25 protein-coding genes and 1 pseudogene are annotated in these 24,711 nt (G+C 56.5%); 6 read left to right on the top strand and 20 right to left on the bottom strand.

Annotation, left to right across the window (positions count from 1 at the left end; all coding sequences use genetic code 11):
* Window positions 1-185: 185 nt before the first annotated feature.
* The 5 genes and pseudogenes from D1646_RS05485 to D1646_RS05465 all read right to left on the bottom strand — a co-directional run bounded on the left by D1646_RS05485 (window position 186) and on the right by D1646_RS05465 (window position 4,997).
* Window positions 186-1,867: pseudogene (locus D1646_RS05485) on the bottom strand (recombinase family protein).
* A 94-nt stretch (window positions 1,868-1,961) separates the two neighbouring features.
* Window positions 1,962-2,144, bottom strand: coding sequence for a hypothetical protein (locus D1646_RS05480; protein ID WP_160635494.1), 183 nt, complete (start codon window positions 2,142-2,144; stop codon window positions 1,962-1,964).
* Window positions 2,128-3,099, bottom strand: a complete 972-nt coding sequence (gene mobV, locus D1646_RS05475; RefSeq protein ID WP_160635493.1) for a MobV family relaxase — start codon at window positions 3,097-3,099, stop codon at window positions 2,128-2,130. The genes D1646_RS05480 and mobV overlap by 17 nt, the downstream gene beginning before the upstream one ends.
* Window positions 3,099-3,260 carry an LLM class flavin-dependent oxidoreductase gene (locus D1646_RS05470; RefSeq protein ID WP_160635539.1) on the bottom strand — a complete coding sequence of 54 codons (162 nt, stop codon included), beginning with the start codon at window positions 3,258-3,260 and terminating at the stop codon, window positions 3,099-3,101. Before D1646_RS05470 ends, mobV begins: the two co-directional genes overlap by 1 nt.
* Before the next feature lie 399 nt (window positions 3,261-3,659).
* Window positions 3,660-4,997: a phage/plasmid primase, P4 family gene (locus D1646_RS05465; protein ID WP_347565135.1), complete on the bottom strand. Its 1,338-nt coding sequence runs from the start codon at window positions 4,995-4,997 to the stop codon at window positions 3,660-3,662.
* Window positions 4,998-5,206: 209 nt separating this feature from the next.
* On the opposite strand from D1646_RS05465, the gene D1646_RS05460 reads away from it, so the two are divergent.
* Complete coding sequence (locus tag D1646_RS05460; protein ID WP_160635492.1) at window positions 5,207-6,010, top strand: helix-turn-helix transcriptional regulator; 804 nt, start codon at window positions 5,207-5,209, stop codon at window positions 6,008-6,010.
* A complete protein-coding gene (locus tag D1646_RS05455) occupies window positions 6,000-6,569 on the top strand; it encodes a sigma-70 family RNA polymerase sigma factor (RefSeq protein WP_160635491.1) in 570 nt (189 codons plus the stop codon). The genes D1646_RS05460 and D1646_RS05455 overlap by 11 nt, the downstream gene beginning before the upstream one ends.
* Window positions 6,570-6,932: 363 nt before the next feature.
* On the opposite strand, the gene D1646_RS05450 is transcribed toward D1646_RS05455, so the two are convergent.
* The gene (locus tag D1646_RS05450) at window positions 6,933-7,175 is read right to left on the bottom strand and encodes a helix-turn-helix transcriptional regulator (RefSeq protein ID WP_160635490.1); all 243 of its coding nucleotides are present in this window, start codon (window positions 7,173-7,175) and stop codon (window positions 6,933-6,935) included.
* Window positions 7,176-7,293: 118 nt separating this feature from the next.
* Here D1646_RS05450 and D1646_RS05445 point away from each other — a divergent pair, with 118 nt between their 5' ends.
* The 4 genes from D1646_RS05445 to D1646_RS05430 all read left to right on the top strand — a co-directional run bounded on the left by D1646_RS05445 (window position 7,294) and on the right by D1646_RS05430 (window position 11,119).
* Window positions 7,294-7,809 (top strand): SLOG family protein, encoded by a 516-nt coding sequence (locus D1646_RS05445; protein ID WP_160635489.1) that lies wholly within the window; start codon window positions 7,294-7,296, stop codon window positions 7,807-7,809.
* 74 nt (window positions 7,810-7,883) lie between these two features.
* The gene (locus D1646_RS05440; RefSeq protein ID WP_160635488.1) at window positions 7,884-9,074 is read left to right on the top strand and encodes a DNA cytosine methyltransferase; all 1,191 of its coding nucleotides are present in this window, start codon (window positions 7,884-7,886) and stop codon (window positions 9,072-9,074) included.
* A 3-nt stretch (window positions 9,075-9,077) separates the two neighbouring features.
* Window positions 9,078-9,995 carry a NotI family restriction endonuclease gene (locus D1646_RS05435; RefSeq protein ID WP_160635487.1) on the top strand — a complete coding sequence of 306 codons (918 nt, stop codon included), beginning with the start codon at window positions 9,078-9,080 and terminating at the stop codon, window positions 9,993-9,995.
* A 77-nt stretch (window positions 9,996-10,072) separates the two neighbouring features.
* On the top strand, window positions 10,073-11,119 hold the full coding sequence (locus D1646_RS05430; protein ID WP_160635486.1) for a DUF2971 domain-containing protein: 1,047 nt from the start codon (window positions 10,073-10,075) through the stop codon (window positions 11,117-11,119).
* Between the two features lie 60 nt (window positions 11,120-11,179).
* Here the strand turns inward: D1646_RS05430 and rlmD are convergent, their stop codons facing one another.
* The 14 genes from rlmD to D1646_RS05360 all read right to left on the bottom strand — a co-directional run bounded on the left by rlmD (window position 11,180) and on the right by D1646_RS05360 (window position 24,641).
* Window positions 11,180-12,811 carry a 23S rRNA (uracil(1939)-C(5))-methyltransferase RlmD gene (gene rlmD / locus D1646_RS05425; RefSeq protein WP_160635485.1) on the bottom strand — a complete coding sequence of 544 codons (1,632 nt, stop codon included), beginning with the start codon at window positions 12,809-12,811 and terminating at the stop codon, window positions 11,180-11,182.
* 98 nt (window positions 12,812-12,909) lie between these two features.
* Complete coding sequence (locus D1646_RS05420; RefSeq protein ID WP_160635484.1) at window positions 12,910-14,061, bottom strand: iron-containing alcohol dehydrogenase; 1,152 nt, start codon at window positions 14,059-14,061, stop codon at window positions 12,910-12,912.
* A 9-nt stretch (window positions 14,062-14,070) separates the two neighbouring features.
* On the bottom strand, window positions 14,071-15,300 hold the full coding sequence (locus D1646_RS05415) for an FAD-dependent oxidoreductase (protein ID WP_160635483.1): 1,230 nt from the start codon (window positions 15,298-15,300) through the stop codon (window positions 14,071-14,073).
* A gap of 7 nt (window positions 15,301-15,307) precedes the next feature.
* Window positions 15,308-15,568 (bottom strand): EutN/CcmL family microcompartment protein, encoded by a 261-nt coding sequence (locus tag D1646_RS05410; RefSeq protein ID WP_160635482.1) that lies wholly within the window; start codon window positions 15,566-15,568, stop codon window positions 15,308-15,310.
* A gap of 14 nt (window positions 15,569-15,582) precedes the next feature.
* Window positions 15,583-16,230 (bottom strand): phosphate propanoyltransferase, encoded by a 648-nt coding sequence (locus D1646_RS05405; protein ID WP_160635481.1) that lies wholly within the window; start codon window positions 16,228-16,230, stop codon window positions 15,583-15,585.
* 23 nt (window positions 16,231-16,253) lie between these two features.
* Window positions 16,254-16,844: a BMC domain-containing protein gene (locus D1646_RS23885; RefSeq protein WP_160635480.1), complete on the bottom strand. Its 591-nt coding sequence runs from the start codon at window positions 16,842-16,844 to the stop codon at window positions 16,254-16,256.
* Between the two features lie 59 nt (window positions 16,845-16,903).
* A complete protein-coding gene (locus tag D1646_RS05395) occupies window positions 16,904-18,358 on the bottom strand; it encodes an aldehyde dehydrogenase family protein (RefSeq protein WP_160635479.1) in 1,455 nt (484 codons plus the stop codon).
* A gap of 20 nt (window positions 18,359-18,378) precedes the next feature.
* Window positions 18,379-19,254: a class II aldolase/adducin family protein gene (locus D1646_RS05390; RefSeq protein WP_347565138.1), complete on the bottom strand. Its 876-nt coding sequence runs from the start codon at window positions 19,252-19,254 to the stop codon at window positions 18,379-18,381.
* A complete protein-coding gene (locus D1646_RS05385; RefSeq protein ID WP_160635477.1) occupies window positions 19,251-20,096 on the bottom strand; it encodes a 3-keto-5-aminohexanoate cleavage protein in 846 nt (281 codons plus the stop codon). The genes D1646_RS05390 and D1646_RS05385 overlap by 4 nt, the downstream gene beginning before the upstream one ends.
* 19 nt (window positions 20,097-20,115) lie before the next feature.
* Complete coding sequence (locus D1646_RS05380) at window positions 20,116-20,811, bottom strand: GntR family transcriptional regulator (RefSeq protein WP_160635476.1); 696 nt, start codon at window positions 20,809-20,811, stop codon at window positions 20,116-20,118.
* Window positions 20,812-20,961: 150 nt separating this feature from the next.
* Window positions 20,962-22,254, bottom strand: coding sequence for a TRAP transporter large permease (locus D1646_RS05375; protein WP_160635475.1), 1,293 nt, complete (start codon window positions 22,252-22,254; stop codon window positions 20,962-20,964).
* On the bottom strand, window positions 22,251-22,745 hold the full coding sequence (locus D1646_RS05370) for a TRAP transporter small permease subunit (protein ID WP_160635474.1): 495 nt from the start codon (window positions 22,743-22,745) through the stop codon (window positions 22,251-22,253). The genes D1646_RS05375 and D1646_RS05370 overlap by 4 nt, the downstream gene beginning before the upstream one ends.
* 77 nt (window positions 22,746-22,822) lie before the next feature.
* A complete protein-coding gene (locus D1646_RS05365; RefSeq protein ID WP_160635473.1) occupies window positions 22,823-23,896 on the bottom strand; it encodes a TRAP transporter substrate-binding protein in 1,074 nt (357 codons plus the stop codon).
* Window positions 23,897-23,966: 70 nt separating this feature from the next.
* Window positions 23,967-24,641, bottom strand: coding sequence for an aspartate/glutamate racemase family protein (locus D1646_RS05360; RefSeq protein WP_201754561.1), 675 nt, complete (start codon window positions 24,639-24,641; stop codon window positions 23,967-23,969).
* Window positions 24,642-24,711 lie beyond the last annotated feature (70 nt).

Below are 24,711 nucleotides of genomic sequence, written 5' to 3'. Positions count from 1 at the left end.
GCCGCAGACCTTTTTCAAAGTCTGCGGCGTTCGCCTATCCTTGCTCTTTGCCGTTTTTGAGTTCCCGCACTCCATATCAATGACGGCCGAAACAGTGATATAGTCCTCAATGCGTTTATTGCGGAGTTTATCGCCCTCGGCGTCAAACACCACATGACGGGCAAAGTATTGGAAACACAGGATTTCTACGAGTTTTCTCTTTGTAGCAACACGATAGTCTCCACTTGCTCATCATTGTCCAAACTTAAATTCATGTCCTGTTCAATGATTGGCAGCTTGAACTTGATGGATTTCAGCCATTGTCCATTGGGCTGGCGTTCTTCGTAAATCTGGATTTCTGCAATCAGAGCCTCGATCAGCTGCCGCCGCTCCACATCATTCATCATTGTATACAGCTTATCGAAGTAAATCAAGACTTTGTAGATGTTATCGCCAGTGATTTTCTCCGCTTCAATGGCCTGCTTCTTGGCCCTGGCTGTAATGAGCTGGGACTCGCTTTCTTCAATCTTATCGTACATCTTATAAAGCCGGTCGTCAAGGTCGGCTTTGCGTTTGATGTAATGCCGGTCATCTGGGTCAAGGGAGTCGATTTCCTCCATCAGCTTAGACTTGATAGAATAACTCTGACGCAGCTGCTTTTCGTAATTGGCGATTTCCTGGTCGATAGCGGCGGTGTCTACCTTCATGTTGATTTTTTCCTGCATCATTGCCGCAAATCTGGGGTTACTCACCAGCTTGACAATGACCTCTGCCACAGCATCGTCCAGCAATTCCTCCCGGATTTGCTTTCGATAATCGCATTTGTGTCCCCGCTGCATGGTGCGGTGTTTGCACCCATAGTAGAAAAAGTCCTTGTATTTCGTCCCGTCCTTTTTGTACTTGATGCACTTGTTGGCATACATACCAACTCCGCAGATGGGACACTTCACAATTCCGGTGAGCAAATGCGTCCGTTCGCTTTGCCCCCTGTTCACGTGTTCGTATCTCTTAGCCTGGGCCAACAGCTTCACCTGGGCCATCTGCCAGACATCCTCGGACACAATTCCCTCATGCTGACCGTCTGCCAAAAGATAATTGTCCTGCTCTACCAGATGGTAGTCATTTCGAGTGCCGTGGATTTTCTCTGTCTTTCGTCGCCCGTAAGCGATTTTTCCGCAATAGACAGGATTTTTCAAGATTTTACGGATTAAACCGGCATCAAACAGCGGATTTTTCCCATTTTGGCGTTGCATCTTACGAATACCGTGAGTTTCCAGATACTTTGAGATACCGTTTGCGCCGGTGTCAGTGGAGGTGTACTGCTCAAATATAACGCGAATGGCCTCCGCTTCTTCCTCGTTGATCTCCAGATTACCGTCCGTGAGACGATAGCCATAGGGCGCAAAGCCCCCATTCCAACGGCCCTCTCTAGCCTTCTGGATACGGCCCTCCATGGTTTGGACACGAATATTTTCACGCTCAATTTCCGCCACCGCAGAGAGAACGGAAATCAGGATTTCCCAGCATCTTTTGAGGAGTCAATGCCATCCTCTACGCAAATCAGGTTCACCCCAAAGTCCTGCATGATTTGCAGAGTGGAGAGAACATCTGCGGCGTTCCTGCCAAAGCGGGAGAGTTTGAACACCAAAACATAGGAAATACCGTCTTTCCCGGATTTGATGTCCTCCATCATCTGGCTGAACTGAATTCTGCCCTCAATAGATTTGCCGGATTTGCCTGCGTCCTCATATTCTCCAACGATTTCATAGTTGTTGAAATCCGCGAACGCTTTCATTCTGGCCTTTTGCGCATCCAGGGAGTAACCGTCGATCTGCATGGTAGTGGATACTCTGGTGTAGATATAAACCTTCTCTTTTTCTTTGCGCATGATAACCTCACATTTCCTGTTATCCACTTACTGTTGGAGAGCGTCTTTCTCTCCAACAGTAAGTTTGGATATTCATATCACGTTTATGATTATATCATATCGCAACAGTCTTTTCAATATTGGATTTATGGTTCTGACAGGATTTCTCGTCAGCTCCGATCCCGGTCTGATAAACGCTTGGAAAGGGCATATCATCAAGCCCCAAGTCCGATGCATACTTCTCAATCAGATTTGCCAGCAACGTGGCAAGTCCGCTCCATTCATCGGTCAAGGGCATTCTTTGCGCCAACCTCCTTCTGTGTCAATGTAGAACTCTGCTGATACGCCTGTAAAATCTCCAGCGGGATATTCTCCACCACCTGGCGCAGACCGTCCAGCTCTTGAAGCTGCTGCGCCACCTCCAAGCGGCGCTTGACGCTCTCCCGGCTAGCATCATCCTTCTTTTTCAAGGCGGTATTTTCGGCCTGGAGGTCTTTGTAAGCGGCATCGTACTTCCGCAGTTTCGTCTGCATCCGCTCTACGCCGGGAATATACTGCTCCAGCAGCGCCTCGATCTCGGCGCTTTTCTTTTTGGCGTTGAGCGGATTGACCTCTCCCAACAGCTGCAACAGCATATCCCGCTGACGGTTGAGGTGGGCCGCCTCCTTGAACAGCCGGGGCGGGATATGCGTCCTGCCGGTTTCGCTGGCGCTCTCGCCTCGCTCAAAGTCCGGCCACTTCTTTACCATGTGCTTCCAGAACTCATCCTGCCACCAAATCAGTTTCTTCTTATTGCCTACGATGTCCTTGGCGCTCAGCCGCCCATCCGCCGTCAGCGGAACAAAAGAAAGGTGCATATGGGGCGTTTTCTCGTCCATATGCACCACGGCGGATATGATCGTGTCTTTCGACTGATATTTTTCTATGAAACGGACGGCTTCCTCGAAGAATTCTCTGATTTCTGCTTTCTTTTTGCCCTTGAAGAATTCTGGGCTGGCCGTCACCAATGTCTCCACCACCCGAACGCTGTCCTTGCGGATACGGCATTTGGCCTCGGCGATCTGCCTCTCCGCCTCCGCACGGTATTTCCGCTCCGGCTGGATAAGGTGGAAATTGAGGTGGGTCCGACTGGTATCTATGTCGGGATTACTGACGTACTTCTCCTTGGTGCGCTCATTGTGGGCTTCGATGTGGCCGATCTCCGGCCCCTTGTACTTGGCGAAGCGGAGAATAGCATATTGCGGTTTGTCCATCACTTATCCCTCCGTTTCCAGACCAAATCAAATCCCAGCACATCGGCCAGCTGAATGGCCTCAATGTACCGCAGCGAACCCCGCTGCAATTTGGCGGAGAGATTGGACACGCTGTCGCTCCAGCTGTGTTCAGCGGCGAGCATATCTACAACCTCCTGCATGGTGTACCCGGCGCGGACGATCTGCGCTTTGATTTCATTTCTGATGTTCAATAAAAACCTCCTGATTTCTACATGGTTGTCACGCAATAGAAGCGCCCTTCGATTTCGTGCTTCCGAGTGACTTTTGTTGAAATGATGAAAATGTCTGTAAAATCGGAAAATTTGTTTACGCTTTCGAGAAACACGGTTCCGTAAAATTTATTCTCGACTGCATCAAAAAGTTTGCGGATTTGAAAAATGTCGAAGTTTTAGCAACAAAGGTGACCTACTATATTACCCCGTCCACATTACCGCTGAAAAATCTACCGCTGACCGCAAAAGAAGCGTACATTGCGTACATGAGTACGGCGGTGTACGCTTGTACGCATTGTACGGGAGATTTCGGGTCACTGTCTATTTTCAAAAATGCGGTATCAGCACTTGCAGGCCAGTAAAACCTCTGGAGCGCCTGCCGTTGCCGATGTAGATGTTGTTGGTGTGGCTGATGCCGTAGTTTCCGGCATTTTGAGTGAGATAATTGCAGAAACTTTTCATGGAAAGTGTGTTATAGGCATTGTCCTCACACCACAGCTTGTAGGCGGCATACAGGTTTTTGGAACTGGAAGCAGCGTCCGGCTGAAAGACGATATATCCGGTGGACTGCATGAATTCAACAATGTTGTTGCCATCTGCCACCGCCGCTTTCATATTTTCCTGGGCCTGCTGGCTGATAGTAAAACGATAGTTATTAGCAATCAGCCGCCGCAGACCCTCCAGCGCCCACAGGAAGATGCCTTCCGCCTCGGCGCACATCTTTTCTGCGATAAATGGGTCGTCCACCCGGTTGGCCGGACGTTCTTTGGCAGTCAGGATGATTTGTCGCCGGAAGAAACCGACGCTCCGGTCATAGAGGGAGTGCAGCGTCCCATTGCCCAGGCCAATGAAGCGGACATACAGTTGGCCTTGATAGCTCTGCCTGCCTTTCTTCTCCAAATCCATGGGCAATTCTGCGGTGACGATTGCCTTGATGTGATTGGTTTGGGGAAGAGCCTCCAGTTTCATGTCATCGTCCACCATCAGCAGCTCATGCTCCAGGTCGGCACGGGCAAAGGGATTTGTCTCAACCTTGGCGATGCTGCCGGTATTCATGTTCTGCCCCAGCAGGGCGCGGAATACCAACCCCAGCCGTGATTTCCCTTCACCGCCTCTACCAGTGATGATAAGCATTTTCTGCCCTTTTGTGGAGGGAATGAGGCAGTAGCCTATAAACTCCTGGAGGGTCAGAATGTCGTCCGGTTCCAGAAGGTCAGCCAGAAACGCCAGCCACTTCACTGGCGGCGGAGCATCCGGCACATAACGGACTGGCAGGCGGTTGATACAGAAATCTTTTGCCTCTGAAAATGTGCCGCTAAGAAAAAATGTGCCGTTGGCAACGTGTATCCTGTCTTGAAAGACCAGCAGGGGCGGCGACCAGCACTCCACCCGCAGAGCGTCCAACAAGTTTGCCGCCCGCTTCGCCACGCCGGAAGTGACATAGGACTTGATGCGATCCAGAATTTCCTTTTTCAGCATCGTTTCATCCATCACCCGGCCCTCCGTGGTGAAAAAAGCATCGTGAATACAGAGCATGGGGTGATCTTGCAGAAATTCCTCACAGAACAGGACTTCATTGATCTTCTTGCCGTCGAACCAGGCGGGCCAGTCCTTCATCCCTGGCGGCAGGCGGGCGGCGTGATTTGTTGCTTCATAGTTGTTCAACTGCATTCCTCCGTAAAAAGATTGGCGTTTTCATTTGCCTATCTCAATATACGGAAAAACCGGCTTTGGCCCCCATTTTTTGCAAAACTGACTGGAAAATAAAAATCGGCCCGGATAATTTGCAGAAATGCAAACTCCAAACCGACATAATTCGTGCTTTATTGCGGAAATGCTGTGCTAAAATCAAGAATACGACAGGGAGGTGCGTAATGGTGGAATTTTTACCGGGAACGATAGGTCAGCGACTGGCGGAACTGCGGGAACAGCGTGGCTTTACAAGAGAAGAATTGGCGGAAAGAGTGGGTGTCAGTACATCTACCCTCAGCCGGTTGGAAAGCGGACAGATACAGAAATTCAGTGATGAGGTGTTGACCGCCCTGGTGCGGGAATTTAACGTATCCGCCGACTTTCTGCTGGGCCTGACGAACATTCCCGACCGAAAAAATTATGACATTGAGGAACTGAGACTGACGGCACTGGCGGCGCGGAACCTCTACACTGGGAAAGTCAACAGTGAGGTTGTCAGCCGAATGCTGGAGCATCCCCGATTTGCCATGCTGACCACAATGATCGCACAGTATTTTGATGATACCCTGGCGGCAGGAGTTGCCGTCCAGAACCAGATTTTTGCCTCCATGGGTGAGCTGTTGTTGATGGGGTGTGGACAGCGGGACGCAGCACAGGCAACAGCACTTTCCAAGATACCGCCGTACCAAGTTGAGCTGTCCAAAATTCAAAACACCTTTATGGTGATGCTCAAAGAAATGAAAAAAGATATGGCTTCCGAGTTAGCGGCAAAGCAGGCGGCAACCAAGGAAATCGTGGCGCAGATGATGGCGGAGCTTACGAAGGGCGAGGACAGGCCCCTGACTGAAATCACGCCAGAGCAAATGACGGATGCCATTTTACATACGGTGGACACTTCTGTTTTTGACCCGGACAAGCTGTCAGTCTTCCGGTCTGGCGTTGTTTCTCTCTTTGAAGCTCTCCCCAGGGCAGCGCATGAGCAATGAAGAACTCTGTGTACTTGCCAGGAATGGCAGCATAGATGCCCGGGACCAACTGCTGGAAAATAATCTGGCCTTTATCCAACAACAAGCCAATCAATTTATTGAACGATATGGTGGTAATCGTCTTGATGTGGACGACCTCATTCAAGAGGGCTGCTTCGGTCTGATGGAGGCGATCAGTCGCTTTGTCCCGGAGCGCGGCACGAAATTTCTGACCTACGCTGTCTGGTGGATCAGGAAATTCATGCAGGAGTCAGTTAGCATCGTCACTGCATCTGATGAGATCAGCCTGGATGAGTTGGAGGATTTTTCTCTTCCGCAGGCTTACAGAAAATCCCCGGAGCAAATTGTTCTGCAAGCAGAAACCTACGCCGAACTGCACGAGGGCCTGCGACAGATTTCCGCCAGGGAGCGGACTTATCTGCTCTACCGCTACGGTTTTACCGATGGGGACGAGCATCCCATTCCAGAAACAGCGGCGCACTTCCGGTTGACAGTGAAGCGGGCGCAGAAAACGGAACAAGCCGCGCTGAACGATTTACGGCGCAGGCTGCCGCATTGATGTCGCTGCGGCGGGACGAGGGACGAAGGACGGTGGCTGTATATACCTTTTGCCCCTTTCGAAAGCAGGTGGAGGAATGATCGCTGCCGCTCCATTCCTCCGCCTGCTTTCCTGGTGCGGGAAAGCGGCTGTCCTCCCGTACATCCCCTTTCCCACGCCAGCCGGGGCAAAAGGTATAACACACTAGACTTTTTCCACTGCGTTCCAAAAGTCGTGTGCCAAAGGGGGACCGCCCCCTTTGGAAACCCCCGCCATTTTCGGGAGCTGTGTGGCCATAGACTGCCAAACGCAGTCCGGCCCCATGACCCGAAAATGGAAACAGCGGTAGTGTTTATCCATGCCTGGGTAAACACTGCCGCTGTTTTATTGTAGCTCCTGTTCTAGCTGTTCAAAAATTGGAGCATTGAAAAATTCTGTGATAGTGATGTCTAGCCCATCACATAGCTTTTTGACCGTAATTACCGATAAATCCTTGCGTGTGTTGTCCATCATGCTGTATACGGTCGAAGGAGTTACCCCTGATAGAGTAGCTAGCTCATTATACTTGATATTCCGTTCTTTACATAATTGCTGGAACCGTTGAACGATTGCTGGCTTGATACGCATATCCATCTCACCCTGAAACAGGATAAAATATTATGCGCAGAAGCGTATACGCACTTGCGTAACTCAGAAAATTTTGCTATCCTTAATATACGCAACTGCGTAATAAAGGAGATACATTATGGAATTGAAATCTTGTGCATTCACCGGCCATCGTCCGAGGAAGTTCCCCTGGGGTTACAACGAGTCCGATGCCCGATGTGTCGCGCTGAAAGAAACGCTTGCCAAGGAGATTACCAAGCTGGTGGATGCTGGATATACGGACTTCTTCTCCGGTATGGCAGAGGGTGCGGATACCTGGGCATCGTTGACTGTTCTGGCCTTGAAAAAAGAAAATCCCGCGCTGAAACTCCACTGTGTTCTGCCCTGTGAAGAACAGGCAGATGGGTGGTCGGCTTCGGCGCGGGAACTTTATTTTTCTATTTTGGAACAAGCGGATGAGGTCGTGTATGTGAGCCAGGAATACCATGAGGGCTGTATGCTGAAACGCAACCGTTATCTGGTCGATCACGCCGCCTGTCTGCTGGCTGTCTACAATGGCGAGTGGCGGGGCGGGACAGCGATGACGGTGAGGTATGCTCGGAAGCTGAATAGAGATGTCCATATCATTGACCCGATATCTTGTGCTGTTATGTAATGCCCCGTTGCATAATGTACTATTTTGTGGTAATATAGCAAACAAGAAGAATTGAACAACAAAGAGGTGGTGTTATGGTGAACAATACGCTTACGATGTTGGATTTATTTGCTGGCGCAGGTGGGCTTTCAGAGGGACTATCTGAAGCTGGCTTTCATAGCCTCTTTGCATCCGAAATTGTGCCTGCTTATGCAAACACCTATAAACTGAATCACCCGGGGGCTAAAGTCTTTACCGCAGATATCCGCTCACTTGATGCTGGAGAGGTTCTATCTGATTTAGGGTTAGAGCGCGGACAGCTGGATCTGTTAGCGGGTGGTCCGCCCTGCCAGGGATTTTCTATCAATGCTCCTGTGCGCAGTGTATTGGATCAGCGAAATCATTTGTTTAAGGAATACTTGCGTTTTGTGGACATATTTGCTCCAAGAGCAGTATTGATAGAAAATGTTCCTGGCCTGGTGTCATTTGAACACGGGGCTACTTTACACGCCATCTTGGACGCTCTTGCTCAATTAGGATACGGTGCTGATGTCAGGATTTTGGGCGCAGCGTATTATGGTGTTCCCCAAATGCGGTGGCGTACAATCATTCTTGGATTAAGAGGGAAAATTCTTCCGTCTGTTGCATTTCCCGAACCGATTTACCACGCACCAATCAGGCCAAATTTCACAACGACATTTGATGGACAGATGCTCGTTAAACTTCCAGCGCCAGAAGTGTCCGCAGCATTCACGACAGTAAAAGAGGCTATTGGCGATTTGCCGCCACTCATATGTGGAGAACGTGGCACAGAGGTAAAAGAATATATCTCTGAACCTTTCTGCGATTACCAACGCAGGCTAAGAATTGGCAGTCCCGGTGTGTATAACCATGAAGCTCCACGCCTGTCAAAGATAAATTTGGAGCGGCTGAAGCATATTAAACCGGGAGGAAATTGGACGGATATTCCAGAAGATTTATTGCCGAAAGGAATGAAGCGAGCCAACAGGGGAGACCATACCAAGCGATATGGCAGGGTAACTCCTGATGGGCTTGCGTCCACAATACTTACAAAATGTGATCCGCACTGGGGAGCATACTTTCACTATGAGCAGGAACGTTCATTCACGGTAAGGGAAGCTGCCAGAATTCAATCTTTTCCCGACCACTATATTTTTACAGGGACAATGGCAGAACAATTTGCCCAAGTAGGAAACGCCGTACCGCCACTTCTTGCCGAAGCGGTTGGCCTGACACTTAAATCCATGTTGCTGGAGGACAAATAACATATGGCTGGATATATTGCAGAGTTTTTTGGCTATCGGGCTGAGGATGCTTCCAATGAGGCGCTCACAGCAGTAGCCCAAAAGCGGTGTCCTTTTTTGGGAACACAATGTACAAAGATACTTTCTCGTGACCGCATTGTTTCCGGCGTGTGCGCTATCCGACAGAAAACGGATGGGTCGCCTAATGTAATATGCTGTCCAATACGCATCTATGCGGAGGACTATAAGATGCTGCGCACAATTGCAAACAACGCTTTTGGTATGAGCTTGAACTTATATGCTGGTTGTGCGGCGGTTGATAAAGCGCGCAGTGAAGGTGGAGCAATTGCCGTCTTTGGACATGGATGGGGCGGGGAACTTCGCCTTCCGCAGAGAGAAGGGACAGGCTCCTATTTTGTTGATTGGGTGCTTGCTCGACTTGATGCTACTGGTGAACTGGTTGAGTTTACAGCAATTGAAGTGCAGACAATAGATACAACTGGAAACTACCGTGATGCCCGCCAAACACTGGAGAGTAGCAGAGAGGTTGTCCCCTGCACAGTAGGTTTGAATTGGGAGAACGTCTCAAAGCGGATTATTCCGCAGTTAATTTACAAGGGACAAGTTTTGCAGCGAGAGGATTTGTGCCGAACGGGTCTTTACTTTGTATGCCCTCAGCCGGTATTTGAAAGAGTCCTAAATCGGTTGGGTGGTCGAGAGAAGCTGCCGCATTTTCCTACTCAGCCAGCCTCTATTCATTTTGTGTCTTATGACTATATAAACAATGCTCCACTGACTGATGGACAAATCAGGCATTTGGGGGTTATAGAGGAACACTGTACGACGGTTTATAAGGTGCAGGAGGCGTTTTCCTCATTGAATTTGCCAGAAGGAAATGTTTATCGTGATGCGCTTAGGCGGTCGCTATATGGGGAAAACTGACGACTGATTGTGACCTTGTCAGAACCGTACTAGAGAATTGAAAAATGTGGCGTAGGGCGTGTAGGGAGTGATTTTCTTTGATAGCAGAAGAACGAAAAACTGCTATGAGCCACGATGAAATGCAGGATTATTGGCAGACATTATGCTCATTTTCAGGCGAAGATATATCGCATGAAATCAGTCAACTGATGGCGAAAATTCATTATCCAAGATTTTTATATAAGTATCGTGCTGTAAATAATAATAATCTTGATGCTTTACGCTCAAATAAACTGTTTTTTTCTAAAGCCAGCAGCTATGATGATCCATTTGATACTTTTTTACATATTGACGTGGAGAAGATTCGTCAAGAATTTGTCAGCAACTATAGCTCCACTGAGGCATTAGCTGCGTTGGCAAACGGCATGAAAGAAACCTTTCAAAATCAACCTGGCATCCCGCAAGAGTTTGTTCAGCAAGTTACGAGTGTCGAGGGCTTAAAACAGTTATTTGCAAGCGGAATAACAAACCAATTTTTATCTTATCTTCTAACATTACGTTCGAAAATACAAGACGAGATTTTGTCCATCTGTTTTTCCGAAAATGGATTTAATGAAACTCTTTGGCTGAAATATGCTGATATGCACAGGGGGTTTTGCCTTATGTACGATCTAAGTGATGAGGCGAGTTCCCATTGTGGCAAAATGGATAAGTGTGTAAATTGTGGCGTCTATAAATATAGAACGCGGGTTTATCCAGTATATTATTCTGACACTCCACATAATGCAACCGATTTTGCAAAATTTGTTATGGGACAAGAGTTGGTGCAAAAGTTAGGTGCCCCGTTGCCAGAATTTCTACAAAGGGAATTTAAACCTCTTCCTTGGGAAGTTGAGCGCAACAGTTTGATTAAAAAGGAATGCCACAAATATGACGAAGAATGGAGGATGATTGCTAATTGCAAAATGAATCTTCCTGCTATGATAGAGTGCGTTCCCGCTGGAGTTATTATCGGCTTGAGAACATTCCAAGTAGATAAAAGCCTGATTATTTCTATGGCCAAAGAAGCTGGAATTAAAAATATCTATCAATCCTACATTGATGAAAAAAACAAATTAAATGCGTATCTTCTCACAAACGTATAGGAGTTTGGATAACACAAAACACGGATGATTACCAAATGGCAAAGCATCCGTGTTTTGTTATCAGAGCATCTGAAAATGCTCCAGCGCCGCCATAATTGCCTTTTCTTTTTCCGGCGGACACTGGGATACTCTCTGACCCTCGGATTTAGGCAAGTTATAGTTCCGCCCGACCTCCAGCCCGCACTTCCGCTTCACCTGAGATATATACAAGCTGGACACTTTCAGTCCAAACTGTTCCAGCACATACGTCTTGATTTCCTCATAGGTGGCCTTGCTCTCGGCGGCGGTCAAATCCAGCTCGTCCAGGTTCAAGTCCACCTCAATATGGTGTTCTGCTCTGAGTTTGGACAAAAGGCATACCGTCTCCACATGAGCGGTTCTGGGGAAGAGGTCCACGCCCTGAGCCCTCACCGCGCAGTAACCCAGAGGACGAAAACGGTCTACGTCCCGGGCCAGGGTGGCAGGGTCGCAGGAGACATAGACGATCCGATTTGGCGCCATACTGGCCAGGATGGCTGGCACTGCGGGGGAGAGACCCTTTCGGGGCGGGTCTACGCAGATGACCTGAGGCCGGATTCCTTCCTGTGTCAGTCGCTGGGCCACCGCCCCGGCGTCGCCGCAGAAGAACTCCACATTGCTGACGCCGTTTCGCCGGGCGTTTTCCCGAGCGTCCTCAATGGCCTGGGGGACGATCTCCGCGCCGACGACCTGCCCCGCCTGCTTGGCCAGAGCCAGGGAGATGGTTCCAATGCCGCAGTACAGGTCCAGCACGGTCTCCGTTCCGGTGAGCTGGGCAAAGTCCAAAGCGGCCTGGTACAGCCGCTGGGTTTGGGGCAAATTGATCTGGAAGAAGGAGGGGACGGACAGACGGAAGGTCAGTCCGCATAACTCCTCTTCCAGCCAGTCCCGCCCCCACAGGGTGACGTACCGGTCCCCCAGAATGACGTTGGTGTCCTGCGTGTTGGTGTTCAGTACCACCCCTGCCAATGCCGGTTCCGCCCGGCGCAGCGTATCTGTGAGGGCGGTGTGGTGGGGCAGGCTGTCTCCGTTGGCCACCACACAGACCAAACTTTCTCTCCTGCTGTTGGTGCGGACATAGAGGTGGCGGATCAGACCTCTGCCCGTTCCCTCGTCGTAGGCAGATATGTTGTGGGCTTCCATCCAGTCTTTAAAGACTGACCGCAGTTGGGTGATTGCCCGGGGTTGGAGGAAACAGTCGGAGGCGTCCAGCACATCGTGGCTCCGGGGACGGTAGTAACCCACAGACAGCCCCCGTTTCCCCTGAGCCACCGGAAATTGCACCTTGTTCCGGTAGCGGTAAGGCTGTTCCGTGCCCAGCACCGGAGGCAGGTCCAATTTGACGTGTCCCACCCGCTCCAAAGCGTCGGCAATACGCCGGCTCTTGGCCCGCAGCTCCTCCGCATACGTCATGTGGCAGAACTGGCAGCCGCCGCATCTGCCGTACAGGGAGCAGCTGGACTCAACGCGCTCAGGGGAGGGGAGGAGCAGTTCCACCCCACGGCCCCAGGCCACGTTTTTGTTTACCTTCTCCAGGCGGACTCTCCACTGCTCCCCCTGGATGGTATAAGGAACAAATACCACCCGCCCCTCCAGCCTGGCCACCCCCATTCCCTCGGCAGTGTAGCCAGTGATGTCCAAGGTGTGGACAGTGTTTTTTCGGATGTCAGCCATGGTGGACGCCCCCTTTTCAAGTCAGGCTATCATACCATATTTTCGGACCAAGGTAAAGACAAAAAGCAGCTGTCTGCGGCATATGAGTTGGCAGGGGGTTAAAACACTCCGGTAAAGGCGGCCAGATAGACCGCCATGACCTCCTCCCGGGACGGTGTGAGTTGGTCCGAGGCCATACAGGTGTCCTGGAGGGCCAGCGCCGCCAGCGCCGGGAAGTCCGCCAGGTCTACCCCCTTGAGCTGTCCCAGACTGGGGGGGATGCCGATTGCGCCGCTCAGGGCCCGGACGGCGGCAATCACCGCCTGGGGGCTCTCCTCCGCCAGCCCCATGGCCCGGGCGATCCGGCCCAGCCGCTTGCAGCACACCGGACAGCTCCGGTGGAAGGAGAGCACATAGGGCAGCAGCACAGCGTTGCACACCCCGTGGGGCAGATTGTACCGCCCGCCCAGAGCGTGAGCCATAGCGTGGACCATACCCAGCCCCGCGTTGGAGAAAGCGGTCCCCGCCGTGTACTCCCCGTAGGCCATCCGGATCCGGGCGGTCTCGTCTCCCCCGTCGGCCACCGCTCTGGGCAGGTAGGTGAAGATCTGCTCCACCGCCCACAGGGCGTCCTTGTCCGTCATAGGAGTCGCCCCACGGGACAGCACCGCCTCAATGGCGTGGGTTAGGGCGTCCATGCCGGTGGCGGCGGTGAGAGCTGGAGGCATGGACAGCATAAAATCAATGTCGTTAATGGCGATGGATACCATGCAGTTGGTGTCCACCATGGCCATTTTGCTGTGGCGGACCGGGTCGGTGACGATGTAGAAGGCGGTACACTCGCTCCCGGTGCCCGCCGTGGTGTTTACCGCCGCAATGGGCACGCCGGGGACCCGGGACTTGTCCGTCCCCTCATAGTCCTCCAGCCGGCCCCCGTTGGCGGCCAGGATGCTGGCCGCCTTGGCGGTGTCGATGGCGCTCCCGCCCCCCAGGGCCACCAGCAGCTGGGCCCCCAGCGCCCGGACGGCGGCGGCGCACTCCTCCACCACCTGGACGGTGGGATTGGGCTGGACCTGGTAGAAGACGGCGTATTCAACTCCCGCCTGAGACAGCACCGCGCCCACCCGGGCCGCCGCCCCGGACTGGTACAAAAACTGATCGGTGACCACCAGGGCCCGACGGATGTGGAGCTTTTCCAGCTCCGGACCCAGCAGCTGGACCGCCCCCTTGCCGAAGAAACTGGTCCTGACCCCGTCAATACGCTCCGCCATGGGACCACCTCATTTCGCCCGACCGCAGACCACCTGGATGGGGTCCCAGATGGAGCTGGTGCTGGAGGAGAAGACAAAGTCCACCTGTCCCAGGGCCTCCACCGTCATCCCCGCCCGGATGGCCACGGCAATGACGTTGATGCGGGTTGACACGTTTTTGCCGCCCCAGGCCTGGGCCCCCACCACCTGGCGGGTGTTGGCCTCGTAGACCAGCTTGATGGTGATCTCCTGGGGATTGGGGCAGATGCCGGGGCGGTCGCAGCCGGAGGCGGCGGCGCTCTTGACCCGCAGCCCCGCCTTTTTGGCCTGTTCCTCGGTGAGGCCGGTGCGGGCGATTTCCAGCTGTCCAACCCGGACGCTGGCGCTGTGGAGGGAGCCCTCCCGGTTGACGGCGCAGGCCCCGGCGGCGTAGACACTGGGGACGCTGGTCATCAGATTGTTGTCAATGAGCACCGCGCCGCCGGGGGCGCACTGGGCCCCGATGGAGGCCAGAAGGGCGGTGTTGGGTGTCAGTTCCTCCGCCGCCAGACAAAGGTCGCAGGGGTAGGAGCCCCGGGTTGTCTGCACCTGTTCGAGGAAGGTTTTTCCTGGGAAAGCCCGCACCTTCTCCCCCAGGGAGAGCTGGACGCCCTCCTGTTCAATGGCCGTCTGGACGCGCTGGTTCACCTCCGGGTCCAGCTGGGGCAGGAGCTGGGCCTCCTCCGAGACGATACGCACCTGCCGGCCCAGCTTCAGGAACACCTTGGCCAGCTCCAGACCGGCCCAGCTGCCGCCCAGGATGACGATGTCCCGGACGTAAGGGGTTCGGATGAACTCCTTGAGGAAGATCAAATCCTCCACATTTTTCAGGGTCTGGACCCCCACCCGATGGGCGCCGGGGACCTGGGGCACGGTGGGGGTGGCTCCGGTGGCCACCACCAGCTTGTCATAGCGGTCCTGGAAGACCTTTCCCGTGGTCAGCTCCTGCACCGTCACCGTTTTGGCGGCGGGGTCGATGCTCTGGACCTGATGGCGCAGTTTGGCGGTGATATTCTGGGCGGCCAGCCCCCGTTCCTTGTCCTGGATGGCCTCATTCAGGGCGGAGAGGGGTTGGGCCAGATAGTGGGGCAGCCCACCCGCACCGCAGGAGTGGAAGGCCCCCGCCTCATAGACGGTGATCTGGGCGCTGGCCTCCCCGGCGCTCAGGCGCTGGGCGGCGGAGACCCCCGCCGCAATGCTGCCGATTACGATTAGTTTCATGTGTGCCTCACTTTCCCATCACCGGCGGGTTGTCCACAATGCCGACGATGAAGGCGTCAATGGGCGAGGGGTGGTCCAGGCCGTGCTGGACGGTCTCGTCGGTGGTGACCAGCACCAACTCCCCGACCCCCGCGCCGAGGGTGTCGCCCGCCACGATCAGCTCCTTTTTGTTGCCGAACATGGGCTCCACCAGCAGGAACTTATACCCCACCAACTCCGGCATTTTCCGGGTCGAGTATACCGTTCCCTTTACAGTACCAAGAATCATAGCTTGTTCCTCTCCTATTCGAGAACTGTCACCAGCTGCCCCTGCTTCAGCTGGAAGGCGTTGGCGTCGTCAGTGTCCAGGTGGAGGTCCAGCTCATACTGGTCCCCCGCCCGCACCAGCACGCCGTCCAGAATCCCCGGCTTGCCGCCGCCGACCTGGATGCGCACCGTGTCCCCATCCTTCAGCCCGAAGGCGGCGGCCTGGGCGGTGCTCATGTGCAGGTGGCGGTCGGCGATGATGACCCCCTGGGGGAGGCTGAGCACGCCCCGCGGCCCCTGGAGCAGGACGCCGGGAGTCCCCTCCACGTTGCCGCTGGCGCGCACCGGGGCCTTGACGCCGATGGTGCGGCAGTCGGTCTGGGCCAGCTCCACCTGGGCCTGGGGCCGCTCGGGGCCCAGGATGCGCACCTTATGCAGCACGCCCTTGGGCCCGATGACGTCCAGACACTCCTGGCAGGCGAACTGGCCGGGCTGGCTTAGAGGCCGCAGGGGGGTCAGCTGATAGGTCCGCCCGAAGAGAGCGTCCACCTCCCGGCGGCTCAGGTGGATGTGCCGCATGGAGATGCCCACGGGGACCAGGCGGCCCTGCAGGCGCAGCTGCTCCCGGACCGCCTGGGTCACCAGCCGGACCAGCTGCTCCTGGGTGATATCCCGGTAAATCAAGGCGATGCGCCCCTTTCCCGGCCTTAGTGCAGCTCAGGCATACACTCGGACACGCTGGTGTGGGGCCGGGGGATGACATGGGCGCTGACCACCTCGCCGATGCGGATGGCGGCGGTTTGACCGGCCTCCACGGCAGCTTTCACCGCGCCCACGTCCCCCTGGACAAAGACGGTGACCAGACCGGCGCCGATCTTTTCCTGGCCCACCAGGGACACGTCAGCGCTCTTCAGCATGGCGTCGGCGGCCTCGATGGCAGCGGTGAGGCCGTTGGTTTCGATCATGCCCAGGGCGGCGTTCAGGGGCACCTGCTCCCCGGCCTCCTTGGCCCCCTTGCCCACGGCGGGACCCTTGGGGGGCATGATGCGGGCCAGGTCGTTGTGGGGCCGGGCGATGACGTTGACACAGAACAGCTCGCCAACCCGGGAGGCGGCCTCCTGACCGGCCTCAGTGGCGGCCTGGACCGCCCCCACCTCGCCAGTGACGATGACGGTGGTCAGCCCCGCGCCGATGGTGTCGGAGCCCACGAACTCCACGTCGGCGGCCTTCAGCATGGCGTCGGTGGCCTCGATGTTGCCCACCAGACCTTTGGTCTCAATAAAACCCAGTGCCTTCATAGTGATAACCTCCAGTAATTTTAATAAGGAAATTTATAATTTGGAATGAAATTGGGGGCTCAGATGATGCGCAGACCGCCCTCGGCCAGCATACAGCGGCGGCGGCGGCAGAAGCTCTTGGCGCAGGTGATGCCCTCGCCGGTGGGGCCGGCAATGGTCATGGTGCAGTGGCCCTCGCCGCCGATGCCCACCCCCGCCTTGGTGGCGCTGTTTTTCACGTAGATGGTGGTCTCAATGGCCCGGGCGAAGCGGGTCATGTGGTCCACGTCCTTGGAGAAGATGGAGGCCGTGTGACGGTTGCCGTGCTCGGCGGCCACCGCCTGCTCCACCGCCTCCTCGAAGCTGGCGCTCTGGACCACGGGCAGGATGGGCATCATCTGCTCGGCCACCACAAAGGGGTGGTCCGCCGGCACCTGACAGACGGCTAGACGGCAGGAGTCAGGGACCTTCACGCCGATGGCCTCCAGAATTTTGGAGGCGTTCTGACCGACCCATTTCTTGTTGGCCGACCACCCCTCCTTGGGGTCGGGCTGGAGGCAGAGCTTCACCAGCTGCTCGGTCTGGGCGGAGGAGAGGAGATAGGCCCCCTGCTTTTGCAGCTGGCGGACCAGCTCACCGAAGGCGTTCCCCACGGCAAAGACCTCCTTCTCCGCAAAGCAGAGGATGTTGTTGTCGAAGGAGGCGCCCTCGTAAATTTTCCGGCCTGCCAGCTCCAGGTCGGCGGTCTCATCCACGATGACGGGGGGATTGCCCGCCCCGGCGCCGATGCACTTCTTGCCGGAGCGCAGCAGGGCGTTGACCATCCCCATGCCGCCAGTCCCCGCCATCAGGCGGATCTTGGGATTGGCGGCCATTTTGTCCACATTCTCCATGGTGGGCTCCCGGGTCATGGTGAGCAGATTCTCCGGGCCCCCCGCCTCCACAATGGCGGTGTTCAGGGTCTGGAGGCAGTGGGCGCACACCTGCTTGGCCCGGGGATGGACGTTGAAGACCACCGTATTGCCCCCGGAGATCATGCTGATGGCGTTGTTGATGATGGTCTCGGTGGGATTGGTGGTGGGGGTGATAGCGCAGATCACCCCGAAGGGGGCGTACTCCTCCAGCATCAGGCCGGCGTCGCCGCTGATGGCCTCGGTGTTGAGGCACTCGGGACCGGGGGTCTTGTTGATGGTGGCCAGGTGCTTTTCCACCTTGTCCTCATACCGCCCCATGCCGGTCTCCTCCACAATTTTGCGGCTCCACTCCTCCACATGGGAGCGGGCGCAGCGGCGGATGGCCTCCACAATGCGCTGGCGGTCCTCCAGCTTGTAGTGGGACGCCCAGTCCCGCTGGGCCTCCCAGGCGGCCTGGACCGCGTCGTCCACGTTCTCAAAGACCCCCCGGTCCCCCTGGCAGCCCAGCGCAGGCTGGGGAACAGCTGTCCGCTGTACCGGGGCGGCAGCGGGGGCGGTGGGGCTCATGCCCGACAGGACCTGACGGACAATGGCCTCAATTTCCTGGGAACTGATATCCATAAAAGGGTCATCCTTTCAAGTCAAAAACTTTGCAGAACCCGCCGCACCACCTCGGCCATCACATCCTCCTTGGGGGCGTCCACTGCAGGGAAGGCGGAAGGGGCGGAGGGCGGAGCGGCCTCCTGCTGCTGGGGCAGGGGGGGCAGAGACTGGCCCAGCTGGATCAGCTGCGTGACGCCGGCCAGGGCCTGGGGGGGCTCCGGGGGAGCGGGGCGGGTGCCCTCGCTGCCGGAGCAGGCGGAGCACTGGGCGTTTCCGGTGCAGCCGCCGCAGCCCTGACAGCCCGCGCAGGCGCAGGTGCTGTGGGCGGCGGTCTGGATGGCGCTGTCTACCGTAAAGCGGTAGCTCAGCGCCTCCACCAGATGGCACATCTCAATGGGAGCCTTGGCCCAGAACATACAGCCGTCCTCCGCCAGCAGGACCCCCTTGTTGGTGCGGCTCTGGGCGGCCACCGCCTTGGCCAGAGCCTCGCCGGTGAGACCGGCAATCAGCTCCACCCGCCCCAGCCTGCGCACCGAGGGACTGTAGCCGGCGGCGGGCAGGCTCTCCCCCTGGCGGCCCAGCACGGCGGCGCAGGGGGGATAGGCGTGGAGGACGCACTGGACGTCCGGATTCTCGCGGTAAATGTTCAGGTGGATGGATAGGTCCTCTCCCAGAGGCTTGGGGTGGGCGGAGGGGTTGGCTTTGCCGTTGAGATCCACCCGTACCAGCATATCCTGGGTCAGTCCGGCCTTGTCCACCCCGTCCACCGTGACCCACACGGCATTGGGTCCCACCCGGACGCTGAGGGAGCCGTCTCCGGCGGTGAGGAAGCCCTTGGCCTCCAGCCGCTTGGCGGTCTCCATAATGGCTTTCTTGGCCTCAAAGTCGGACAGATAGTGTACGCCCTGGATCACCAAACCTTCCGCCCCCTTCCTGCCAGCGGGGGTATGCCCAGCATGGCCCGGGTCTCGTCAGGGGTCATGGGCAGCATTCCCTTGGATTTGATGATATCGGCCACCTCGGCGATGAGGACGGCGTTGTTGTCCACGTGGACGCCGGGGGCCATGCAGTCGGAGTCCTCAAAGCCGATGCGCACCGTGGAGGCCCCCATGTCCAGGGCGGTCTTCACCATCTCCCAGTCCTCCCGGTGGGCCTGGGTATAGCCCCAGATGATGTCGTCCCGGCCGGGGAAGCTCTCCCCGAGAGCGTCGATCATGTGGCGCAGGGCGGAGACGGTGGCGGGCATCTCCCCCCCGTGGCCGAAGACCAGGGCGAAGAGGATGGGGCTGGCGAAGTGGAACTTGTCGTCCAGCTCCCGTACGGTGTGGATCATGCCCAGCTCGAAGACCTCGATCTCGGGGACCTTCTTGTTTTCCAGAATCTTCTGGACGCAGTACTCCACGTCGCCGATGGGATTCTGATAGACGGCGGCGCCCAGGTTTACCGAGCCCACATTCAGGCTGTTGGCCTCCACCCAGCCGGGGAAGCAGGGCTGACAGCGCTCCTCAATGGTCAGATTGGACACGCCGCCGGTGGAGATCTCCACCACAATGTCGCACAGCTCCCGGATGTAGGCCACGGTTTCCTCCAGCAGGCTCAGGTCGGGAGTGAGCCGCCCGTTCAGGTCCCGGCAGTGGAGGTGGACCATGGCCGCGCCGTTTTTGTAGCACTCGTACACGTCTCTTGCAATTGCGCGAGGGTTGATGAGGATGTCCGTGGCCGCTACAGGGGCCACAGAGATCATAATTTTTTTCATGGCAATACTCCTTGCCGATTTATTTCCAGAAAATGTAGTGGTCCTGCACCGTCTGGGGGATCAGGTCGGTCTGACGGCGCTCTATAATGGTCAGCATCTGCCGGTGCAGGTCTACAAAGCGTTCGATATCGCCCCCCTCAATGACCCTCCGGGTTGTCTCCAGACGGCTGGGCAGGGTCAGGCGGGTTATATACTCGGTAATGGTGGCCAGCATGGGGTTCTGAGCGGCGTCGGCAATGCGGGTGTGAAACCGGCTGTCCAGCTCCAGGGCCCGCTCCACCGAGGGGGTGGGGGCGTGCATCTCCGCCGACAGCTCCCCGAAGGTGCGGTACAGGTCGGGCAGAAAGGCGGCCACATCCTGGCGCATGAGGATCACGTTCAGCGTCCCGATGTCGATCACCGCCCGCAGAGCCACAAAGTCCTGCCAGCTGTTTTTTTGCAGGATGATGCTGTACAGCATGGGGTCCAGCATTTTCTGGGTGTAGTTCTCGCTGACAAAGGTGCCCTCCGCCCGCTTGATGTAGACGATGCCGTAGGCCTGGAGCTTCTTCACCGCCTCCCGCACCGAGTTTCGCCCCGCGCCGAACTGGGCGCACAGCTCCATCTCGGTGGGCAGCTTGCTGCCCGGCGTCAGCCGCCCCTCAATGATCTGAGAGATGATGCTGTCCACCACCTGATCCACCACCGACTTGATGGTCTGCTTTTCCTGCTCCATGTGAGCGTCCCCCTTTTCACAGTTGAATCCCGCGCTGGGACAGATGGAATGTTGCTCGGTCAAACCCCACTTAACATCCCACATTTGCCCCGTTTTTATCAGCTTAACATATTTTTAACAGGGCTTCAAGAGCTGAGGGGGGACTTTTTCCTATCCTGCAACCCCTGTTTTCATCAGCAGGGTGGGAAGAGTTATCAGCTGGGGGAAGGCGATCATCAGCGCGATACACACCAGCGTGGCGCAGATGAAGGGCATGAGGGTGGGCAGGACCTCCCCCACCTTGATATCCATCAGGTCACAGGCTACATAGATGCACATACCCACAGGAGGCGTGACCAGGCCGATGCCGATGACCACGGTGATGAGCACGCTCATGACAATGGGGTCAATGCCCACGCTGGTGGCAATGGGGTAGAGGATGGGCATGAACAGGGTCAGGGTTGCGATGGACTCCATGAACATGGTGACGATGAAGAACAGCAGCAGGATCATGATGAGGATGACGGTGGGATTGGTGGAGAAGCTCAGCATAGTGTTGGCCATCCACTTGTCAAAGCCGGCGGTGGTGAGCATCACGGTGTACAGCTTGGCTGCGCCGATAACGATGAAGATGCGGCCGGACACCCGGACGGTCTCACAGAAGGCAAACTTGATATCCTCCCACTTCAGCTCCCGGTAGATGACGCCGCCGGCGAACAGGCCGTAGACCACGGCGATGACACCCGCCTCGGTGGGGGAGACGATGCCCGACATGATGGTGCCCACAATAATGATGGGCATAAGCAGGGCGGGCCAGGACTCCCACAGGCCCTTGAGGACGGGGCCCATGGAGAAGTGGCCGGGCTCCCGGGCGACCCCCTCCTTCTTGGCCATGAAGTAGGAGACGATCATCTGGGCGATGCCGCACATGATGCCGGGGATAATGCCGCCCAGGAACAGTTTGCCGGTGGACAGGCCGCAGATGCCGGCGATGACCACCATGGGGATGGAGGGCGGGATGATAATGCCGATGGTGGAGGAGATGGCGGTGACAGCCACAGTGAACTTCTTGGAATAACCCTGCTTGAGCATGGTGGGCATGAACATGCCGGACACGCCGGCGGTGTCGGCCACAGCGGAGCCGGAGATACCCGCAAAGATCATGGAGGACAGTACGTTTACATGGGCCAGACCGCCATAGATGTGGCCCACGATGGAGTAGCAGAAGTTCATCAGCCGGTCGGAGATGCCCCCCTTGCTCATGGTGAAGCCGGCGAAGGTATACAGAGGGATGGCCAGCAGGGCGAAGCTGTTCATTCCCTCAAACATACGCTGAGCAATGGTGACAATGTTGCCGCCGTCCAAAAACAGGATACCGCCCATAGCGGCCAGGCCCAGGCTCATGGCGATGGGCACCCCAAAAAACAGCAGCACAAAGAAGGAAATCAATAACCAGGGGATCATTTCTTGGCCCCTCCTTCCTCTTTTTCGGTCAGAGTTACAATCAGGTCCACCAGGGCGCTCAGGGCGCACAGGGCCCCTGCGATGACGAAGATGACATAGACCTGGCCCATTTTAAACTGGGGCATGGTGGACACTGCCTGCTTGGCCCGGGTGGACAGCTGATAGCCGCTGTAGGTGACCATCACATAGAACAGGAAGATAAAGGCGGAGGTAATCACCTTATGGAGCTTTTTCAGCGTGGGGTTTTTCCCTGCCACGGCGTCCACCAGCTCCACATGGAGGTGGGTCCCCTTGGCGGTGATACAGATGCCCACAATGAGCATGGACCACACGTTGAGATACTGGCTGCTCTCCATATACCACTTGAAGCCGCCGATGTTGGGAATGAGGCGCAGCACCACGTTGGCAAAGAGGATGACCATCATGGCGGCGCACATCACCGCCGCGATGAGGGTCGAGCCCTTGTCCAGCGCGTTTTGCAGTTTTTTCACGAAACCAACTCCTTTCCAAAAAATGGGGGCGGAGGAGGACTCCTCCGCCCCAGGGATTGGGAACTTACAGTTTGAACTTAGCGGGCGGCCTTCCAGTCGGCCAGCTTGTCCAGCAGGTCGCCGTAGGTGGCGGCGTTGTCAGTGAGGACGGAAGCGGTGGCCTCGGCGAAGGGGGCCAGGTCGGGGTTGTTGATCTTCATGCCGGCGGCCTCCAGGCTGGACACCAGGTCGTCGGTCATCTGCTTGTTCAGCTGGCGGTCGTAGTCGGCAGAGGCCTTGGCGGCGGCCTCCACAATGGCCTGCTGGTCGGCGCTCAGCTTGTTCCAGCTGGTCTCAGCGATGGTGAAGCACATACCGGAGTAGATGTGGTTGGTGACGCTGAGGTACTCCTGCACCTCGTACAGGTTGTTGTTGTAGATGACGGGGATGGGGTTCTCCTGGGCGTCATAGGTGCCCTGGTTCAAAGCCTGATACAGCTCGTTGAAGGCCAGAGGCTGGGGATTGGCGCCCATAGCGGTCATGGTGGCCATGATGACGGGATTCTCAGGGGTGCGGATGAGCATACCCTTCATGTCGTCGGGGGAGTTGACGGGGCCCTTGGAGTTGGTCACGCAGCGGAAGCCGTTGCAGTAGTGGGCCAGGACCCGCATATTCTGGGGGATCAGGCCGGCCTCGGCCTCAGTCTCCACGTCGCTGTCCATAAAGGCCCAGGCCTCGTCAAAGTCGGCGAACTGGAAGGGAAGGGCGGAGATGCCCATCTTGGGCTCGTAAGTAGCGAAGTTGGAGGCGTCGGTGATGATAATGTCCACCGTGCCCGAGTCCAGGGCGATGGAGTTGATCAGGTCAGCGTCGCCGCCCAGCTGGCCGGAGGGGTAGAGCTCCACGATGACGGCGCCGCCGGTCTTCTCCTCCACCTCTTCCTTAAACTGCTTGGCGCCCAGAGCCCGGGGGTCCTCCTCGTTGGTGGAGAAGCCCAGTTTCAGAGTCACGCTGCTGGCGGGGGTGGAGACAGGCGCGCCGCCGCTGGAGCCGGCAGAGCTTCCGCCCCCGTTGGAGCCGGCGCTTCCGCCGTTGTTGTTATTGCCGCCGCCGCAGGCGGCCAGGCTCAGGGACATACTGAGCGAAAGAGCAAGGGCAAAGATCTTTTTCATACATGATACTCCTTTTCAAGCATTTATTTTGATTACCGGGCGGGCCGGAAATCGACGGGAAACAGAGACCTTACAGGGTCCCCTTGGCGATCAGGGCCTTTTTCAGCTCCGCCGCGCCGAAGCGGGGGCTGCTGACCACCACCTTGCCAAACTTTTCGGCGATATACTCCTCACAGTAGGCCATACTGCCCTGAGCAAAGACGATCACATCCACCTTGTCGGCAATGGTGGCAGCCATCTCGGTCATCCGGGCCTTGAACTGCTCCTGGTCCAGGCCGAAGGCCCCGTCCACCAGGCAGTCCACCAGCTCCACCGCCTTGCCGCACTCCCGGGCGACCCGGCAGATGGTGCCCTTGGTGGGCTCCAGGGTGGTGGGCAGGGTGGCCATCACGCCGATGCGGACCCCCTTGCGCACCGCCTCCCGGCACATCTCCTCGTCGACCCGGACAATGGGTACGCCGATGTACCGGGCCACGTCCTGGACGCTGTCGGCCACCTCGCCCACGCTGCTGCACAGGTTGAGCATGGCGTCGCAGCCGGCCTGGGCGGCCTCCATGTACATGGAAATCAGCCGGGCGGCGGGGGCGGTGGTCACATAACCGGCCTCCCGGACGTCGGCCAGGATGCTGGGGTCCTGGAGGCTGTACAGCTCCACGTCCTCGCCCAGCTGCTTTTTAACCTCCCGTTCCACCAGTTCGATGAGTTCAGGGGTTGTGCTGGTATAGATCAGACCAACTTTTATCATGCGGGGTCCCTCCTCAATTTTAGATGGGGTTTTATTTCGTTTCTAGGCTTAAACATCCTATGTTTAGGAT

Source organism: Pseudoflavonifractor sp. 60, assembly GCF_009911645.1.
Lineage (GTDB): Bacteria > Bacillota > Clostridia > Oscillospirales > Oscillospiraceae > Lawsonibacter.
The sequence above is the reverse complement of the archived record's forward strand: the minus strand, read 5'-3'. Positions and strand labels throughout refer to the sequence as shown.